This is a genomic window from Streptomyces sp. NPDC034084 (assembly GCF_055575535.1).
Window position 1 is genome coordinate 126,097 of record NZ_JBVISK010000001.1, and the last position, 18,134, is coordinate 144,230.

The window sequence follows — 18,134 nt, forward strand, 5'->3', positions numbered from 1 at the left end:
CAAGCTCCCCGCGTGAGGACAGGGTGGAGCTTGCGCGTACCACGCCACTGTAGACGTTGCCCAGACGCCGATCTTCGCGGGGGTGGGGTCGTGTTGATGGGGTACGTCCCAAGGGGTGGACACGGTTCGGGGCGGCTCCGGGCGCGGCCCGGGAGGCGAACTCCCACGACCACCGGCACTCTTGCTGTGTCCTTTCATTTCTCCGCTCATTTGAGGGGCATGGACACGAAAAGAGGGCCGTTCCACGGGGGTAGGCTCGACAACGCCGGTACACCCTCAGTCACCGGCTACAGACATGTGGAGAGGAGCCCTGACCCAGGGTGAGCACTAAGCCGACCACCACAGACCTCGAGTGGACCGAGTTGGACCAGCGGGCTGTCGACACCGCCCGCATCCTGGCCGCGGACGCCGTACAGAAGGTCGGCAACGGCCATCCCGGTACGGCGATGAGCCTGGCGCCCGCCGCGTACACCCTCTTCCAGAAGGTGATGCGGCACGACCCGGCGGACCCCGAGTGGGTCGGACGCGACCGGTTCGTCCTCTCCGCCGGCCACTCGTCCCTGACCCTCTACACCCAGCTGTACCTGGGTGGCTTCGGTCTCGAGCTGGACGACCTGAAGGCCTTCCGCACCTGGGGCTCGAAGACCCCGGGGCACCCGGAGTACGGTCACACGGCCGCCGTCGAGACGACCACGGGCCCGCTGGGCCAGGGTGTCGCCAACGCCGTGGGCATGGCGATGGCCGCCCGCTTCGAGCGCGGTCTCTTCGACCCGGAGGCCGCCACCGGCGCCTCCCCGTTCGACCACCGGATCTACGTGATCGCCGGTGACGGCTGCCTGCAGGAGGGCATCTCCGCGGAGGCGTCCTCGCTGGCCGGCCACCAGAAGCTCGGCAACCTGATCCTGCTGTGGGACGACAACCACATCTCGATCGAGGGCGACACCGAGACGGCCGTGTCCGAGGACACGATGAAGCGGTACGAGGCGTACGGCTGGCACGTCCAGCGCGTCGAGCCGCAGGCCAACGGCGACCTGGACCCGGCCGCGCTGTACGCGGCGATCAAGGCCGCCGAGGCCGAGACCGAGCGTCCGTCGTTCATCGCGATGCGCTCGATCATCGCCTGGCCCGCGCCGAACGCGCAGAACACCGAGGCCGCGCACGGCTCGGCGCTCGGCGACGAGGAGATCGCGGCCACCAAGCGTGTCCTCGGCTTCGACCCGGAGCAGACCTTCGAGGTCTCCGACGAGGTCATCGCGCACACCCGCGCGCTCGGCGACCGCGGCCGCGAGGCCCGCGCCGCGTGGGAGAAGCAGCTCTCCGAGTGGCGTACGGCCAACCCGGAGCGGGCGGCCGAGTTCGACCGCGTCCAGGCCAACGAGCTGCCCGCCGGCTGGGCCGAGAAGCTCCCGGTCTTCGAGCCGGGCAAGGGTGTCGCCACCCGTGCCGCCTCGGGCCAGGTCCTCAAGGCGCTCGGCGCGGTCATCCCGGAGCTGTGGGGCGGCTCGGCCGACCTCGCCGGCTCGAACAACACGACGATCGACAAGGACTCGTCGTTCCTGCCCGAGGGCAACCCGCTGCCGGAGGCCGACAAGTACGGCCGCACGATCCACTTCGGCATCCGTGAGCACTCCATGGCCGCGGAGATGAACGGCATCGCGCTGCACGGCAACACGCGCATCTACGGCGGCACCTTCCTGGTGTTCTCCGACTACATGCGCAACGCCGTACGACTGTCCGCGCTGATGCACCTGCCGGTGACGTACGTCTGGACCCACGACTCGATCGGGCTGGGCGAGGACGGCCCGACGCACCAGCCGGTGGAGCACCTGGCCTCGCTGCGCGCGATCCCGGGTCTGAACGTGGTCCGTCCGGCCGACGCCAACGAGACGGCCCTCGCCTGGCGCGAGATCATGCAGCGCCACACGAAGGTCTTCGGCAAGGGCGCCCCGCACGGCCTCGCGCTCACCCGCCAGGGTGTGCCGACGTACGCGCCGAACGAGGACACCGTCAAGGGCGGCTACGTGCTCTTCGAGGCCGAAGGGCCCTCCGGGCAGAACGCGGCGCCCGAGGTCGTGCTGATCGGCACGGGCTCCGAGGTACACCTGGCCGTCGAGGCCCGCGAGCAGCTCCAGGCCGCCGGCGTCCCGACCCGGGTGGTCTCGATGCCGTCCGTGGAGTGGTTCGAGGAGCAGGACCAGGCGTACCGGGACTCCGTCCTGCCGCCGTCGGTCAGGGCCCGGGTCGCGGTCGAGGCCGGGATCGGTCTCACCTGGCACAAGTACGTCGGTGACGCCGGCCGGATCGTCTCGCTGGAGCACTTCGGTGCCTCGGCGGACGCGAAGGTCCTGTTCCGCGAGTTCGGGTTCACCCCGGAGGCGATCGTCGCCGCCGCGCGGGAATCCCTGGCCGCCGCCGCGCGCTGACGCCCATACGTACGACTTAATTGGAGATGCAACTCTCATGACAGACGCTCTCAAGCGCCTCTCCGACGAAGGCGTCGCGATCTGGCTGGACGACCTCTCGCGCCAGCGGATCACGTCCGGCAACCTGGCCGAGCTGATCGACCAGAGCCACGTGGTCGGTGTCACCACCAACCCGTCCATCTTCCAGAAGGCCATCTCGCAGGGCCACGGGTACGACCAGCAGCTGGCCGACCTCGCCGCCCGCAAGGTGACCGTCGACGAGGCCATCCGCATGATCACGACGGCGGACGTCCGTGACGCCGCCGACATCCTGCGGCCGGTCTTCGACGCGACCGACGGCCAGGACGGCCGGGTCTCCATCGAGGTCGACCCCCGTCTCGCCCACGAGACGGCCGCCACCATCGCCGAGGCCAAGCAGCTGGCGTGGCTGGTGGACCGCCCCAACACCCTGATCAAGATCCCGGCCACCAAGGCGGGTCTGCCGGCGATCACCGAGGTCATCGGCCTTGGCATCAGCGTCAACGTCACGCTGATCTTCTCGCTGGAGCGCTACCGCGCGGTCATGGACGCCTACCTGGCGGGTCTGGAGAAGGCCCGCGAGCGCGGCCTCGACCTCTCCAAGATCCACTCGGTGGCCTCCTTCTTCGTCTCCCGCGTGGACACGGAGATCGACAAGCGTCTGGACGGCATCGGCACCGACGAGGCCAAGGCGCTCAAGGGCAAGGCCGCCCTGGCCAACGCCCGTCTGGCCTACGAGGCGTACGAGGAGGTGTTCAGCGGCGAGCGCTGGGCCGCCCTCGACAAGGCGCAGGCCAACAAGCAGCGCCCGCTGTGGGCCTCGACCGGCGTCAAGGACCCCGCGTACAAGGACACGCTGTACGTCGTGGACCTGGTCGCCCCCGGCACGGTGAACACCATGCCGGAGGCCACCCTGGAGGCCACCGCCGACCACGGCGAGGTCTCCGGCGACACCATCCGCGGCACCTACGACCAGGCGCGGACCGAGCTGGCGGCCGTCGAGAAGCTGGGCATCAGCTACGACGACGTCGTCCAGCTCCTGGAGGACGAGGGCGTCGAGAAGTTCGAGGCGTCCTGGAACGACCTGCTCAAGTCCACCGAGGCGGAGCTTCAGCGCCTCGCACCTTCGGAGGCGTAAGCACTTTGAGCGCAGTCCACGGAGCCAACCCGCTCCGTGACGCCGCAGACCGACGGCTCCCGCGCATCGCGGGGCCGTCGGGTCTGGTGATCTTCGGCGTCACGGGCGATTTGTCCCGTAAGAAGCTGATGCCCGCCGTCTACGACCTGGCCAACCGCGGCCTGCTGCCGCCGGGCTTCTCGCTCATCGGCTTCGCCCGCCGCGAGTGGGCGGACGAGGACTTCGCGCAGGAGGTCTACGAAGCCGTCAAGCAGCACGCGCGCACCCCCTTCCGCGAAGAGGTGTGGCAGCAGCTGATCCAGGGCATGCGGTTCGTCCAGGGCGACTTCGACGACGACACGGCCTTCGAGCAGCTCAAGTCGACGATCGAGGAGCTCGACAAGGCACAGGGGACGGGCGGCAACTTCGCCTTCTACCTGTCCGTGCCGCCGAAGTTCTTCCCGCTCGTCGTCCGGCAGCTCAAGAAGCACGGCCTGGCCGACCAGAAGGACGGCTCCTGGCGCCGCGCGGTCATCGAGAAGCCCTTCGGCCACGACCTGGTCTCCGCCAAGGAGCTCAACGAGGTCGTCCACGAGGTCTTCCCGCCCGAGGCGGTCTTCCGCATCGACCACTACCTCGGCAAGGAGACCGTCCAGAACATCCTGGCGCTCCGCTTCGCCAACACCCTCTTCGAGCCGATCTGGAACCGGTCGTACGTCGACCACGTGCAGATCACCATGGCCGAGGACATCGGCATCGGCGGCCGCGCCGGCTACTACGACGGCATCGGCGCCGCCCGTGACGTCATCCAGAACCACCTGCTCCAGCTGCTCGCGCTGACCGCGATGGAGGAGCCCGCCGCGTTCGACCCGGACGCGCTCGCGGCCGAGAAGACCAAGGTCCTCGGCGCTGTGAGGCTGCCGAAGGACCTGGGTGCGAGCACCGTGCGCGCCCAGTACGCGGCCGGCTGGCAGGGCGGCGCGAAGGCCGTCGGCTACCTCCAGGAAGACGGCATCGACCCCCAGTCGAAGACCGACACCTACGCGGCCATCAAGCTGGAGATCGACAACCGCCGCTGGGCGGGCGTCCCCTTCTACCTCCGTACGGGCAAGCGTCTGGGCCGCCGCGTCACCGAGATCGCGGTCGTCTTCCAGCGTGCCCCGCACTCCCCGTTCGACCACACGGCGACCGAGGAGCTCGGGCAGAACGCGATCGTCATCCGCGTCCAGCCCGACGAGGGCATCACCATGCGGTTCGGCTCCAAGGTGCCCGGCACCCAGATGGAGATCCGGGACGTGTCGATGGACTTCGCGTACGGCGAGTCCTTCACGGAGTCCAGCCCCGAGGCGTACGAGCGGCTCATCCTCGACGTCCTGCTCGGCGACTCCAACCTCTTCCCGCGGGTCGAGGAGGTCGAGCTGTCCTGGAAGATCCTCGACCCGATCGAGCAGTTCTGGGACACGCACGGCAAGCCCGCGCAGTACCAGTCCGGGACCTGGGGTCCGGTCGAGGCGGACGAGATGCTCGCACGAGACGGCAGGAGCTGGCGCCGGCCATGAAGACCGACCTGACGGACACCACGTCCTCCAAGATCAACAAGGCGCTGGTGCTCGGGCGGCGGGCGATCGGCACGCCGGCCGTCGGCATGGTGCTCACCCTCGTGATCGTCACCGACGAGGAGAACGCCTACGACGCGCTGAAGGCGGCCAACGAGGCGTCCCGCGAGCACCCCTCGCGGACCCTCGTCGTCATCAAGCGGGTCTCGCGCTCCCCGCGGGACCGCGCCAAGGCGCGGCTCGACGCCGAGGTCCGCCTCGGCGCCGACGCCAGCACCGGCGAGACGGTGGTCCTCCGGCTGTACGGCGACGTCGTCGACCACGCCCAGTCGGTGGTCCTGCCGCTGCTCCTCCCCGACGCCCCCGTCGTCGTCTGGTGGCCGGTGAACGCGCCGTCCGACCCGGCGAACGACCCGCTGGGCGCGCTCGCCCAGCGGCGGGTGACCGACACGTACGCCGCCGAGCAGCCCATCCAGGAGCTGACCGCGCGCGCGGACGCGTACACCCCCGGCGACACGGACCTCTCGTGGACCCGGATCACCCCGTGGCGTTCGATGCTGGCCGCCGCGCTCGACCAGGTCGTGTGCGAGGTCACCTCGGCCGAGGTCGAGGGCGAGGAGTTCAACCCGAGCGTCGAGCTGCTGGCGATGTGGCTGGCGGACCGGCTGAAGGTGCCCGTGCGACGCTCGGCGTCGGCGGGGCCCGGTCTCACCTCCGTACGGATGGAGACCAACGCCGGCCCGATCGTGCTCGACCGGCCCGACGGCTCGCTCGCGACGCTCTCCATCCAGGGACAGCCGAACCGTGCGGTGGCGCTCAAGCGCCGTGACACGGCCGAGCTGATCGCGGAGGAGCTGCGCCGGCTCGACCCGGACGACACCTACGCGACGGCGCTCAGGTTCGGCGTGGAGCGGCTCGACGAGCAGGCGGCGACCCCCACCCCCGAGGCCGTCATAGACGCGGCCGTGGAGACGGAAGCCGCTGCCGGGACGGAGGCGGACGCGGAGACGGCCCCCGCGCCCCCCGCCGCCAAGCCGGCCGCGAAGAAGTCCCCGGCCAAGAAGGCGGCCAAGTGAGCACCCCTCAGCTGGTCGTCCACCGTGACAAGGAGCTGATGGCCGAGGCCGCCGCGGCCCGGCTGATCACCAAGATCGTGGACGCCCAGGCCTCCCGGGGCTCCGCCTCGGTGGTGCTGACCGGCGGCCGCAACGGCAACGGCCTGCTCGCGGCGCTCGGTTCGGCGCCCGCTCGGGACGCGATCGACTGGTCGCGCCTCGACCTGTGGTGGGGCGACGAGCGGTACCTGCCCGAGGGAGACCCCGAGCGGAACGTCACCCAGGCCCGGGAGGCGCTCCTCGACCGGGTGCCGCTCGACCCGGCGCGGGTGCACGCCATGCCGGCCTCGGACGGGCCGTACGGCGACGACGTCGACGCCGCCGCTGCCGCGTACGCGGCGGAGCTGGCCGCCGCCGCGGGCGGCGGGGTGCCGGCCTTCGACGTCCTGATGCTGGGCGTCGGCCCGGACACCCATGTGGCCTCGCTCTTCCCGGAGCTGCCGGCGGTCCGCGAGACCGAGCGGACGGTGGTCGGGGTGCGCGGCGCGCCGAAGCCGCCGCCGGTGCGCGTCACGCTGACGCTCCCGGCGATCCGGGCGGCCAAGGAGGTCTGGCTGCTCGCGGCCGGCGAGGACAAGGCGAAGGCCGCGGCGATCGCCCTGTCGGGCGCGGGCGAGGTGCAGGCCCCGGCGGCCGGTGCCTACGGCCGCTCGCGGACGCTGTGGCTGCTCGACGCGGCCGCCGCGTCGGAGCTGCCGCGGAGCCTGTACCCGTCGGCCTCGGCCTGATCGCACGGTACGGAGGCCCGGTTCACCTCTCGGTGGGCCGGGCCTCCGGCGTCTCCAGGAACGGCGTGAGGAGCCCCGGTACGGCCTCGGCGGCGAAGGCGAGCCCCTGGCTCTCGCCCGTGTCGTACACGTCGTAGGCGCCCGCTCCGGCGGCCGTGGTGGCGGTGAGGGTCAGAAGGCCGGCGCGGCGCTGGAGGTACGACTGCTTGACGGTCCAGCCGATGACGCCGGAGCGCTGGAGCGCGACCGTCGTCCGCCGGAAGGACCCCGAACGTGTCACCAGGTGACCGCCGCTGACGCCGTGTCCGAGGGCGCGGTACGCGTCGAGGGCGAGCAGCACGGCGAGCGGTCCGAGGACGAGGGCGCAGCCGGCCGCCACGTACAGCAGGACAGGGGTGAGGAGCGGGCCGAGGACGACGAGGACCGCGACGGGTCCGAGGACGCCCGCCAGGGCCCGGCGCAGCCGCCGGCCGCGGGCGGCGCGGGGGTGGGCGGCGAGGGGCGCCCCGGTCGGCGGCACGGGCTCGCGCAGGACCAGGGCGGCGACCCGCTCGGCGCGCTCCCGGGGGACGGCGGGCAGCAGGTTCTTCAGGTCGGCGTGCTGGTCATCGGCGTCCTGGGCGAGGCCGGTGGCGACGGCGTCGACGCGGGCGGCCCCGACCAGCCGCACACCGAGCGGCTCGACGAGCTCGATCCCGCGCAGCCGGCGCTCCTCCAGCGTGACCGAACGGGTGGTGAACAGGCCACGACGGACGCGGAGGGTGCCGCCGGGCTCGCGCTCCAGGCGGTAGTTCCACCACATCTCGACCCAGAGTCCGAGGGCGCCGACGGCTCCGGCGGCGGTGGCGAGCAGCACCAGGTCGACGACGACCCAGGTCGGGGAGGTGTCCTGGAAGCGGTCCGCTATCCAGTCGATGACCCGCGCCTGGGCGCCGAACCACTCGCTGACCTGGAGGACGGCTCCGGCCGCGGCGCCGCCGAGGGCGGGGGCGAGGAAGGAGACGGGGGCGTAGCGGATCCAGCGCGGGTCGAGAGTGGCCAGGGCGCCGTCCTGGCCCGGCTCCTCGGGGGCGCCGGCGCGGGTGAGGAGCTCACGGCGGAGCCGCTCGCCCTCGCCCCGGGTGACCAGCTCGAGTTCGAGGGTGGACTCGCCGCCGCCGGTGCTCTCCCCGGTGCCGATGCGGACCTTGACGAGGCCGAGGACGCGCTGGAGGGGGTGGGCGGTGAGGTCGACGCTGCGGATCCGCTCGCGGGCCAGGGAGCGGCGCTTGAGCAGCAGGAGCCCGGTGTGGAGGTCGACCGTCTCGGGTCCGACGCGGTAGCGGGTGCGGCGCAGCCGGACCCAGTCCGCGGCGGTGCCGGCGAGGACGAGCAGCGAGGCACCGGCGAGGACCCAGGCGACGGCCTGCCACAGGGGCCTGCCTCCGGCGAGCCCGGCCACGGCCGGGAGGGCCCCGCCGGCGGCCACCCCGCAGAGGACGGCGGCACCGACCAGCAGGGTGCGCGGGTCGAGCCGCCGCCACTCCTCACTCACGTGGCGTCCCCGGGGGTGGCCCGGGTGAGTGCGGTGAGCCGTTCGGCGAGCTCGGCGGCGAGCTCGTGGTCGAGGCCCTCGATGCGGATCGCCCCCTTGGAGGAGGCGGTGGTGACGGTGACGGTGGCGAGCCGGAACGTCTGCTCCAGCGGTCCCCGTACGGTGTCGACCGTCTGGATCCGGGACATCGGGGCGATCCGCCACTCCTGCCAGAGGGCACCGGTGCGCACGTAGACGGCCTCGTCGGTGACCTCCCAGCGGTGCACCCGGAACCACCAGGCGGGGAAGAACGCGGTGCAGGCGAGGCCCAGGGCCGCCACGGCCCCGGCGGCGAGCAGCAGCCAGGTCCTGGCGGGCCCCAGGAACGCCCCGAGGGCGGCGAGCACCACCACCGGTACGGCGGTGGCCGCCAGGAGGCGGCTGCGCCACCAGGCCACGGCCCGCGCGTCGACGGCGTTCCTGGGCGGCCGCAGCCGTACCGCGTCCTCCCCCGTCATCCGGTCAGCGTCCGCGCAGCGAGCGGTAGGCCGCGACGAGCGCGGCGGTGGAGCTGTCGAGCTGCTCGGCGCCCTCGCCCTCCGTCAGGACCGGCTCGATCCTCTTGGCGAGGACCTTGCCGAGTTCGACGCCCCACTGGTCGAAGGAGTCGATGTTCCAGATCGCGCCCTGGACGAAGACCTTGTGCTCGTAGAGCGCGATCAGCTGGCCCAGGACGGACGGGGTGAGCGCCTCGGCGAGGATCGTGGTGGTCGGGTGGTCGCCCCGGAAGGTCTTGTGCGGGACGAGCTCCTCGGGGACGCCCTCGGCCCGTACCTCCTCGGGCGTCTTGCCGAAGGCGAGCGCCTGGGTCTGGGCGAAGAAGTTCGCCATGAGCAGGTCGTGCTGGGCGACGAGGCCGGGCAGCAGGTCGTCGACGGGCCGGGCGAAGCCGATGAAGTCGGCGGGGATGACCTTGGTGCCCTGGTGGATCAACTGGTAGTAGGCGTGCTGCCCGTTGGTCCCGGGGGTGCCCCAGACGACGGGTCCGGTCTGCCAGTCGACCCGGTCGCCCTCGCGGTCCACCGACTTGCCGTTGGACTCCATGTCGAGCTGCTGGAGGTAGGCGGTGAACTTGGACAGGTAGTGGGAGTACGGCAGGACGGCGTGCGACTGGGCGTCGAAGAAGTTGCCGTACCAGACGCCGAGGAGGCCGAGCAGCAGCGGCGCGTTCTCCTCGGGCGGGGCGGTGCGGAAGTGCTCGTCGACGAGGTGGAAGCCGTCGAGCATCTCGCGGAAGCGCTCCGGGCCGATGGCGATCATCAGGGAGAGGCCGATGGCGGAGTCGTAGGAGTAGCGGCCGCCGACCCAGTCCCAGAACTCGAACATGTTCGCGGTGTCGATGCCGAACTCCTCGACCTTCTCCGCGTTGGTCGAGAGGGCCACGAAGTGCTTGGCCACGGCGTCCTGGCCGGCCCGCAGCCCGGTGAGGAGCCAGTTCCGCGCGGAGGTGGCGTTGGTGATCGTCTCGATGGTGGTGAAGGTCTTCGAGGCGACGATGAAGAGCGTCTCGGCGGGGTCGAGGTCGCGGACGGCCTCGTGGAGGTCGGCACCGTCGACGTTCGAGACGAAACGGAACGTCAGGTCCCGCTGGGTGTAGGAGCGCAGGACGTCGTAGGCCATGGCGGGTCCGAGGTCGGAGCCGCCGATGCCGATGTTCACGATGTTCTTGACGGGCTTGCCGGTGTGGCCGGTCCACTCACCCGCGCGGACCTTGTCGGCGAAGGCGCCCATCGTGTCGAGGACGGCGTGAACGCCGGGGACGACGTTCTCCCCGTCGACCTCGATCACGGCCCCTCGGGGGGCGCGCAGCGCGGTGTGGAGGACCGCCCGGTCCTCGGTGGTGTTGATCTTCTCCCCGCGGAACATGGCGTCGCGGAGCTCGGCAACGCCGGTGGCCGCGGCGAGCTCGCGCAGCAGGGTCAGCGTCTCGTCGGTGACGAGGTGCTTGGAGTAGTCCAGGTAGAGGTCGCCGACGCGCAGGGTGTAGCCGGTACCCCGCTCCGGATCGGCGGCGAACAGGTCACGCAGATGGATCTCGCCCAGCTGCTCACGGTGCTTGCCGAGGGCCGCCCACTCGGGCAGCCGGTTGAGCCTGGTACGGCCCGCCCGTCGCCCACCACCACCCTTCTGCGGAGCGCTTCGCGCACTGCCTTCATTCCTGGTCATCTCGGACATCGCCCATTCCTTCTCGTACTACTTGTCTGCCCCGCTGCACTCCCCAACCTAATTGATCAGGGGCACGACGACGCGGCGGCGAGCGGGAACATGAAAGGGGAACGACGAACGGGCCTTGCCCGCGAACCGAGTTCGCGGGCAAGGCCCGTTCGTCACACCGTCACACCACGCTTCAGATCTCGCCGCGCAGTTTGGCGAGCGCCTCGGCGAGGATCGCCTCGCCGTCCGCGTCGCTGCGCCGCTCACGCACATAGGCGAGATGGGTCTTGTACGGCTCCGTGCGCGGCGGGTCCGGCGGGTTGTCCCGGTCCTGACCTGCCGGGAAGCCGCAGCGCGGGCAGTCCCAGGTCTCCGGGACCGCCGCGTCGCTGGCGAAGCTCGGCTGCGTCTCGTGCCCGTTCGAGCACCAGAAGGAGATGCGGAGGCGCGGCGCCGACTCGCCCCGCTCGGCCTCGCCCATCGGCCCCGCTCCGACCCGGCTTCCCCGAATCGCGTTGCCACTTGCCACGGTCGTAACTCCCTGCGTGATGGTGCCCGAAGATGCCCCAGTCTACGTAAGGCCCAACGCGCGTCCAGTGATTGGAGTTACCCGTCCAACTTCATCAGCAGACCAAGTACCACAATGCAGGCGAACCAGAGCAGACCGACCACGACCGTGATCCGGTCGAGGTTCCGCTCGGCGACCGAGGAGCCGCCGACGGAGGACTGCATGCCGCCACCGAACATGTCGGAGAGGCCGCCGCCCTTCCCCTTGTGCATCAGCACGAGCAGCATCAGCAGCGCGCTGAAGACGATCAGGGCGATCGAGAACCCCATAACCACGGCTGGACCAACTTCCTCGGACTTATACGGACGGGGGCCGGGCACCTGCCCGACCCCCGCAAGGGTACGACGTAACTCCGCTACCGCATACTCACTGGTCGCGGAAGCGCACGATCTTGACGAACTCGTCGGCGTCCAGCGCCGCGCCGCCCACCAGGGCGCCGTCGACGTCCGGCTGCGCCATGATCGCGGCGACGTTGCCGGCCTTGACCGAGCCGCCGTACTGGATGCGGACCTTGTCGGCCAGCTCCTGCGAGTACAGCTCGGCGAGGCGGCCGCGGATCGCCCCGCAGACCTCCTGGGCGTCCTCGGGGGTGGCGACCTCGCCGGTGCCGATGGCCCACACCGGCTCGTACGCGATCACGATCGTCTCGGCCTGCTCGGCCGGGACGTCCTTCAGGCCGCCGTCGAGCTGGGCGAGGGTGTACTCGACCTGCTGTCCGGCCTTGCGGACGTCCAGACCCTCGCCGACGCAGAGGATCGGGGTCACGCCGTGCTTGAAGGCGGCCTTCACCTTGGCGTTGCAGACCTCGTCGTCCTCGGCGTGGTACTGGCGGCGCTCGGAGTGGCCGACGGCGACGTAGGCGCACTTCAGCTTGGACAGCATGAGGCCCGAGATCTCGCCGGTGTAGGCGCCGGAGTCGTGCGCCGAGATGTCCTGGGCGCCATACTTGATCTTGAGCTTGTCGCCGTCGACCAGGGTCTGGACGGACCGCAGGTCGGTGAAGGGGACCAGGACGGCGACCTCGCAGGCGTCGTGGTCCTTGTCGGTCAGGGCGAAGGCGAGCTTCTGGACGTGGGCGATGGCCTCGAGGTGGTTGAGGTTCATCTTCCAGTTGCCCGCCATCAGCGGGGTGCGCGTGGTCATAAGGTGCTTAACCTTCCAGTGCGGCGAGGCCGGGAAGCGTCTTGCCCTCGAGGTACTCGAGGGAGGCGCCGCCGCCGGTCGAAATGTGGCCGAATGCCTTCTCGTCGAAGCCCAGGGTGCGGACGGCCGCGGCGGAGTCGCCACCGCCGACCACCGTGAACGCAGGGGAGTCGACGAGCGCCTGGGCGACGGCCTTGGTGCCCTCGGCGTAGTCGGGGTGCTCGAAGACGCCCATCGGACCGTTCCAGAAGACGGTGGCCGCGTCGGCGAGCTTCGAGGCGTAGAGCTTACGGGTCTCCGGTCCGATGTCCAGGCCCTCCTCGTCCGCCGGGATGGCGTCCGCGGCGACCGTGGTCGGGTTCGCCGGAGCCTTGGTCTTCAGGTCCGGGAACTCGGACGAGACCAGGACGTCGACGGGGAGCACGAACTCCACGCCGCGCTCCTTGGCGCGCTTGAGGTAGTCCTTGACCGCCGGGATCTGGTCCTCCTGGAGCAGCGAGATGCCGACCTCGTGGCCCTGGGCCTTGAGGAAGGTGTACGCCATGCCGCCGCCGATGAGGATGCGGTCGGCCTTCTCCAGGAGGTGGTCGATGACGCCGAGCTTGTCGGAGACCTTGGCGCCGCCGAGGGCGACCACGTACGGCCGCTGGACGTCGTCCGTGAGCTTCCTCAGGACGCCGACCTCGGTGGCGATGAGGTGGCCCGCGGCGTGCGGGAGGCGCGCCGGGAGGTCGAAGACCGAGGCGTGCTTGCGGTGCACGGCGCCGAAGCCGTCGCCGACGTACAGGTCGGCGAGGGCGGCCAGCTGGTCCGCGAAGGCGCCGCGCTCGGCGTCGTCCTTCGAGGTCTCCCCGGCGTTGAAGCGGAGGTTCTCGAGGACGGCCACCCGGCCGTCGGCGAGACCGGCGACCGTGGCGGTGGCCGATTCGCCGACCGTGTCGGTCGCGAAGGCCACCTCGGCGCCGAGGAGTTCGCCGAGGCGCGCGGCGGCCGGGGCGAGCGAGAAGGCCGGGTCGGGCGCGCCCTTGGGGCGGCCCAGGTGCGAGGCGACCACGACGCGGGCGCCGGCGTCGGCGAGCGCCTTGACCGTGGGGACGACGGCGCGGATGCGGCCGTCGTCGGTGATGGTGGTGCCGTCGAGCGGCACGTTGAGGTCGGCGCGGACGAACACGCGCTTGCCTTCGACGCCCTCGTGGAGAAGCTCGTCGATCGTCTTCATCTGTTAACAGACTCCTTGGTACGCGGTGGAGCACACAAACAGGGCTCGCACAGCGCGGCGTTGCGCTGCCCGAGCCCTGCTCACATCGAAAGCCCGCCCTGAAGCTTAGAGCCGGCCGCCGACGAAGACGGTGAGGTCGACGAGACGGTTGGAGTAGCCCCACTCGTTGTCGTACCAGCCGAGGATCTTGACCGTGCTGCCTTCCTGGACCATCGTCAGGGAGGCGTCGAAGGTGCAGGACGCCGGGTCGCCGACGATGTCCGAGGAGACGATCGGGTCCTCGGTGTAGACGAGCACGCCCTTGAGGTCGCCGTCCTCGGCGGCCTTCTTGAACGCGGCGTTGACCTCGTCCTTGGTGACCTCGCGGTCGAGGGTGACGACCAGGTCGGTGGCGGAGCCGGTCGGGACCGGGACGCGCATGGCGAGGCCGTCGAGCTTGCCCTTGAGCTGCGGGAGGACCAGGGCGGTGGCCTTCGCGGCACCCGTCGTGGTCGGGATGATGTTCTCCGCGGCGGCGCGGGCGCGGCGCAGGTCCTTGTGCGGGAAGTCCAGGATGCGCTGGTCGTTGGTGTACGCGTGGACCGTGGTCATCAGGCCCTTGACGATGCCGAAGTTCTCGTCGAGGACCTTCGCCATCGGCGCGACACAGTTGGTGGTGCAGGACGCGTTCGAGATGATGTCGTGCTGCGCCGGGTCGTACTTGTCCTGGTTGACGCCCATCACGATGGTGATGTCCTCGTCGCTGGCCGGAGCCGAGATGAGGACCTTCTTGGCGCCGCCGGCGAGGTGCTTCGCGGCGTCGGCCTTCTTGGTGAAGATGCCGGTCGACTCGATGACGATGTCGACGCCCAGGTCGCCCCAGGGGATGTCGGCCGGGTCGCGCTCGGACAGCACCTTGATGGTGTGACCGTCGACGGTGATGGTGTCGGCGGTGTGGGTCACCTCGGCCTTGAGGCGGCCCAGGATGGTGTCGTACTTCAGCAGGTGGGCCGTGGTCGCGGTGTCGCCCAGGTCGTTGACAGCCACGATCTCGATATCAGCACCCTGCTCAAGGAGCGCGCGGAAGTAGTTCCGGCCGATGCGGCCAAAGCCGTTGATGCCTACGCGGATCGTCACGAACCGATCTCCTCGTTAGGAACGCCGGTGTTCTCGACGCCGGCGAGATTTTTGTTTTTTGGGATGTCCCCGACCGCTTACGACCCTACCTCCCCCGTCGGCCGCGAGTGACATCGCGCGCAGCCGGACGAGCCCGGAAAGTGAGGGAGAACGGCCGACGGCCCGCACCTACCGACGGGTACGGGCCGTCGTGGGACCTTTGTCCCGACTACTCTCCGTCAGCGGCGGAGCGCCCCGAGGGCGCGGCCGAGGAGCCGTGCCCGTTCCGTCGCGCCGGGCACGTGCTCCAGGCCGAAGCCGAGGAGGACGGTGTCGCGGGTGGTGACCGCCGCCTGCGAGTGGAAGAGCGCCGCGGAGCGCGTCCAGTCCGAGGCGTTGCCGGGGCTGCCGGCCGGGGCGCCCGGCGCGGACCAGGCGCCGAGGGAGGTCTCGAAGCCCTCGGCCTCGGTGGTGGTCCCGGTGACGAGCCGGGTGTCGTCGACGAAGGCGCCCGTCCCTCCCGTACCGGGGTCGGAGACGTACGAGATCGCGAGCTCGACCTTCTTGCCGGCCCAGGCGCTCAGGTCGACGGAGGCCTGGCGCCAGCCGTTGGAGGGGCCGGTGAAGGCGTTCCAGGAGCCGGTGGTGCCGGTGGGCGCGCAGCCGTCCTCGCCGACGGTGAGGTAGTGGGCGAGGAAGGGGTGGCCGCGGAGGTAGTAGCCCTCGCCGCAGTCGGCGGGCGGCTCGGCGGAGGTGCCGCCGTTGGCGTCGGGCAGGGTGGTCCAGTCGTCCTGGCCGACGGTGTGGGCCTCGACGACGAGGTTGTCGTAGCCGGGCTCGGTGTCGTAACTGACCTGGAAGTCCAGGCGCGGCTTCGATGCGGCGGCGACGCCGGTGAGGTCGACGGTCCTGGCGAGCCGGGCCCAGGTGTCGTCGGCGTGCTTGACGGCCGCGAAGGACGCTCCCTCGGCGGGCTCGAAGGGGGTGCGGATGCCCGGGTAGTCACCGGCGGAGGCGCTGCTCGCGAACTGCGGGAACTCCTTCGGCTGCAGCGTGTCCGAGGTGACGGTGTACGCGCCGGCGTTGTCCAGCGGGTTGCCGGCGGCGGCGCCGAGCGTCGCTCCGGTGCCCGCGAAGGCGCCGGTACCGGCGAAGGCGGGCGGGTTCTTGAGGCCCGCGCGGTGGTAGGCGCCGAGGTAGTACTGGGCGAAGTCGTTGGTCTCGGCGAGGCCCACCTCGGTGAGGCCGCCGGACTTCTCGCCGGCGTTGATCAGCTTGCCGCCCTCGTTGAGGTAGGCGCGGACGGCCAGCTGGGCGGCGCCGGAGGGGCGCTCGGCTCCGGTGTACCAGACGACCGTACGGAAGTGGGAGAGCACGCCGAGGGCGTCCGGGGCGCCCTGGGTGGCGACGTCCCAGACGGCGGCCCGGCGGCCGTTGCCGGCGAGCGCCCGGACATAGGCGGCGGTGTGCCGGGCGGCGGTGGTCCCGCCCTCGTCGGCGAGGACGAGGACGTCGCCGCGGGGGCGCTCGGCCACCTTGTACGTGAAGGGGGCGGAGGAGGTGGTCCGGCCCTCACGGGTGCGGGCGGTGAACCAGACCTCGACGGAGTCGCCGGGGCGGGCTCTCCGGACCTCGGCGCGGTACTCGTCGTAGTAGAGGTTGTCGTCGCCGCCGAAGGTCTCGCCGCCCTTCCAGGCGTCGAGCTCCTCGCTGTGGGTGCGGCCGCCGTTGATCCGGTACTTCAGGGTCTTGCCGCGCAGCGACTTGCGTGCGGTGACGGCGACCTCCTGCTCCCTGCCGCGGGCGTAGGAGGTGGTGAAGGTCTTCGGCGTGAGGTCGGGGGCGTCGATGCCGACCGGGGAGACGGGCCGGTCCGGGTGGGCGGCGGTCTCGGCGACGGCGAGCGCGAAGGGGATGTTCTTGGCGAACTCGGCCTGGATCAGCTTCTCGTCGTCCGGGAAGGTGAAGACGGAGGCGCAGTCGGCCGGGTTCCACGCGTCGTTCGGGTCGACGCGGGAGGCGGTGGCGCAGGTCGACATCTCCGGGGTGAACATCTGCATCCCGTTGACGTTGGCGGCGTGTCCGTCCGCCTCGCCGTTGGTGATGTACAGCTCGGAGGAGACCTGCGGCCGGTAGCCGGGCACGGCGGACTTCTGCGGGGTGCCGGCGAGGGCCTTGAGGGCCACGTCGTCGGGGGTGTCGGTGGCGACCTGCCAGCCGACGCCGTACAGCAGGAGCTGGGCGGCCGAGTGGTAGTTGACGCCGTACGCGAAGCCGATGCGCTTCTGGAAGGCGTCGAGGGCCCTCGTCTCCGGCTCCGACATGGGGCCCCTGCCGCGGAAGGTCTCGTCGGCGGGGTCGGGGGACGAGCCCTCGTTGTCGTAGCCCCACTTGTAGGCGAAGTTGCGGTTGAGGTCGACGCCGTCGCCGGGGCCGAGCTTCCCGTCGCCGTCGTTGTCGCGGAGGTTCTTGCGCCACTGGCGGTGGGCGGGGTCGGCGTGCGTGTAGTCGTAGCCGTCCGGGTTGGCGGAGAGCACGAACCACAGCTCGGTGGAGTCGACGATCCGGGTGATCCGCTCGTCCTTGCCGTAGCCGTCGAGGTAGTGGTGCATCAGCCGCCGGGTCATCTCGGGGGTGATCCACTCGCGCGCGTGCTGGTTGGACATGTACAGCGTGGCGGGCTTCGAGCCGTCCTTGACGCGCCGGGCGCCCTTGGTCAGCTTGAGGGCCAGGATGTCCTGACCCTTGAGGGTCTTGCCGATGGAGACGACCTTGGTGAGGCCGGGGTTGGCCCGCGCGGTGTCCAGGATCTCCTGCTTGAGGCCGTTCGTGCCGCCGTACGGGCGGAAGACGCCGTCCCCCGCCGCGGCGACCCTCTTCCGGGCCTGGGCGGTGAGGCCGTGCTCGGTGATCTCGACGCCCTGGCCGCGCAGCTGCCCGGCCTGCCGGCCGGTGAGGAAGAGCTCGACCGTCGCGGAGCCCTTGGCCGGGACCTGCTCGGTGAGTTCGTGGGCGTCGGCGCCGGCGTCGAGGAGCAGCGGGACCTGTTCCTTGGTGACCTCGGCGCGCCAGACGGAGAGGGCGTCGCCGCCGTCCCGGTCGTTCGGCTGCGCTCCGGCGACGGGCGCCGCCGCCACTCCGGCGATCAGCAGTGAAGCCGCGGCGAGGACCGATCTCGCTCTGCGTCTCATGAGCCCCCCTTGTTGTTGTCTGTCACGAAGGCGAACAGACGCCAGGCTCTTGGGCGCTCATGGACCTGTCAAGGGTGCCTCGCGGGGGGTACGGAAAAGCTGCCGGTGCCTCAGAAAGGCACCGGCAGCTCGGAGTTCACGATTCCGGTACGAGCGGTCGGTACGAGCGGTCCGCGCGGGGGGTCCGTACGGGGGTCCGTATCGGGGGGTCCGTACAACCTCTCCGTACGAGGT

General features: G+C 71.0%; 14 protein-coding genes. 5 read left to right on the forward strand and 9 right to left on the reverse strand.

The window, feature by feature from the left end; all coding sequences use genetic code 11:
• Positions 1–320: 320 nt before the first annotated feature.
• From tkt to pgl, 5 genes are read left to right on the forward strand one after another with little or no spacing between them, the layout of a single operon-like run.
• Positions 321–2,423, forward strand: coding sequence for a transketolase (tkt, locus tag ACZ51I_RS00615; protein ID WP_468870573.1), 2,103 nt, complete (start codon positions 321–323; stop codon positions 2,421–2,423).
• A 37-nt stretch (positions 2,424–2,460) separates the two neighbouring features.
• The gene (gene tal / locus ACZ51I_RS00620) at positions 2,461–3,579 is read left to right on the forward strand and encodes a transaldolase (protein WP_468870574.1); all 1,119 of its coding nucleotides are present in this window, start codon (positions 2,461–2,463) and stop codon (positions 3,577–3,579) included.
• A 5-nt stretch (positions 3,580–3,584) separates the two neighbouring features.
• Entirely contained in the window at positions 3,585–5,117 is a 1,533-nt protein-coding gene (zwf, locus tag ACZ51I_RS00625) for a glucose-6-phosphate dehydrogenase (RefSeq protein ID WP_468870575.1), read from the forward strand.
• Entirely contained in the window at positions 5,114–6,190 is a 1,077-nt protein-coding gene (gene opcA / locus ACZ51I_RS00630) for a glucose-6-phosphate dehydrogenase assembly protein OpcA (protein WP_468870577.1), read from the forward strand. The genes zwf and opcA overlap by 4 nt, the downstream gene beginning before the upstream one ends.
• Positions 6,187–6,957, forward strand: a complete 771-nt coding sequence (pgl, locus tag ACZ51I_RS00635; protein ID WP_468870578.1) for a 6-phosphogluconolactonase — start codon at positions 6,187–6,189, stop codon at positions 6,955–6,957. The genes opcA and pgl overlap by 4 nt, the downstream gene beginning before the upstream one ends.
• Positions 6,958–6,979: 22 nt before the next feature.
• On the opposite strand, the gene ACZ51I_RS00640 is transcribed toward pgl, so the two are convergent.
• The 9 genes from ACZ51I_RS00640 to ACZ51I_RS00680 form a co-directional block, all read right to left on the reverse strand.
• On the reverse strand, positions 6,980–8,491 hold the full coding sequence (locus tag ACZ51I_RS00640) for a PH domain-containing protein (RefSeq protein ID WP_468870579.1): 1,512 nt from the start codon (positions 8,489–8,491) through the stop codon (positions 6,980–6,982).
• Complete coding sequence (locus tag ACZ51I_RS00645; protein ID WP_468870581.1) at positions 8,488–8,988, reverse strand: PH domain-containing protein; 501 nt, start codon at positions 8,986–8,988, stop codon at positions 8,488–8,490. Before ACZ51I_RS00645 ends, ACZ51I_RS00640 begins: the two co-directional genes overlap by 4 nt.
• A gap of 4 nt (positions 8,989–8,992) precedes the next feature.
• Entirely contained in the window at positions 8,993–10,696 is a 1,704-nt protein-coding gene (gene pgi, locus ACZ51I_RS00650; protein WP_468871659.1) for a glucose-6-phosphate isomerase, read from the reverse strand.
• A gap of 181 nt (positions 10,697–10,877) precedes the next feature.
• The gene (locus ACZ51I_RS00655; protein ID WP_309055485.1) at positions 10,878–11,213 is read right to left on the reverse strand and encodes an RNA polymerase-binding protein RbpA; all 336 of its coding nucleotides are present in this window, start codon (positions 11,211–11,213) and stop codon (positions 10,878–10,880) included.
• Positions 11,214–11,290: 77 nt separating this feature from the next.
• Positions 11,291–11,521, reverse strand: a complete 231-nt coding sequence (gene secG / locus ACZ51I_RS00660; protein WP_030205174.1) for a preprotein translocase subunit SecG — start codon at positions 11,519–11,521, stop codon at positions 11,291–11,293.
• 97 nt (positions 11,522–11,618) lie between these two features.
• A complete protein-coding gene (tpiA, locus tag ACZ51I_RS00665; RefSeq protein ID WP_468870582.1) occupies positions 11,619–12,395 on the reverse strand; it encodes a triose-phosphate isomerase in 777 nt (258 codons plus the stop codon).
• A 7-nt stretch (positions 12,396–12,402) separates the two neighbouring features.
• Entirely contained in the window at positions 12,403–13,614 is a 1,212-nt protein-coding gene (locus tag ACZ51I_RS00670; protein ID WP_468870583.1) for a phosphoglycerate kinase, read from the reverse strand.
• Between the two features lie 105 nt (positions 13,615–13,719).
• The gene (gene gap / locus ACZ51I_RS00675) at positions 13,720–14,730 is read right to left on the reverse strand and encodes a type I glyceraldehyde-3-phosphate dehydrogenase (protein WP_468870585.1); all 1,011 of its coding nucleotides are present in this window, start codon (positions 14,728–14,730) and stop codon (positions 13,720–13,722) included.
• Positions 14,731–14,948: 218 nt separating this feature from the next.
• The gene (locus ACZ51I_RS00680) at positions 14,949–17,900 is read right to left on the reverse strand and encodes a M14 family zinc carboxypeptidase (RefSeq protein WP_468870586.1); all 2,952 of its coding nucleotides are present in this window, start codon (positions 17,898–17,900) and stop codon (positions 14,949–14,951) included.
• Between the last annotated feature and the right edge of the window lie 234 nt (positions 17,901–18,134).

Coding starts and splice junctions, on each gene's coding strand:
- tal (WP_468870574.1), top strand. CDS start 2,461: ATGACAGACGCTCTCAAGCGCCTCTCCGACGAAGGCGTCGCGATCTGG.
- opcA (WP_468870577.1), top strand. CDS start 5,114: ATGAAGACCGACCTGACGGACACCACGTCCTCCAAGATCAACAAGGCG.
- ACZ51I_RS00645 (WP_468870581.1), bottom strand. CDS start 8,988: ATGACGGGGGAGGACGCGGTACGGCTGCGGCCGCCCAGGAACGCCGTC.
- pgi (WP_468871659.1), bottom strand. CDS start 10,696: ATGACCAGGAATGAAGGCAGTGCGCGAAGCGCTCCGCAGAAGGGTGGT.
- secG (WP_030205174.1), bottom strand. CDS start 11,521: ATGGGGTTCTCGATCGCCCTGATCGTCTTCAGCGCGCTGCTGATGCTG.
- tpiA (WP_468870582.1), bottom strand. CDS start 12,395: ATGACCACGCGCACCCCGCTGATGGCGGGCAACTGGAAGATGAACCTC.
- ACZ51I_RS00670 (WP_468870583.1), bottom strand. CDS start 13,614: ATGAAGACGATCGACGAGCTTCTCCACGAGGGCGTCGAAGGCAAGCGC.
- ACZ51I_RS00680 (WP_468870586.1), bottom strand. CDS start 17,900: ATGAGACGCAGAGCGAGATCGGTCCTCGCCGCGGCTTCACTGCTGATC.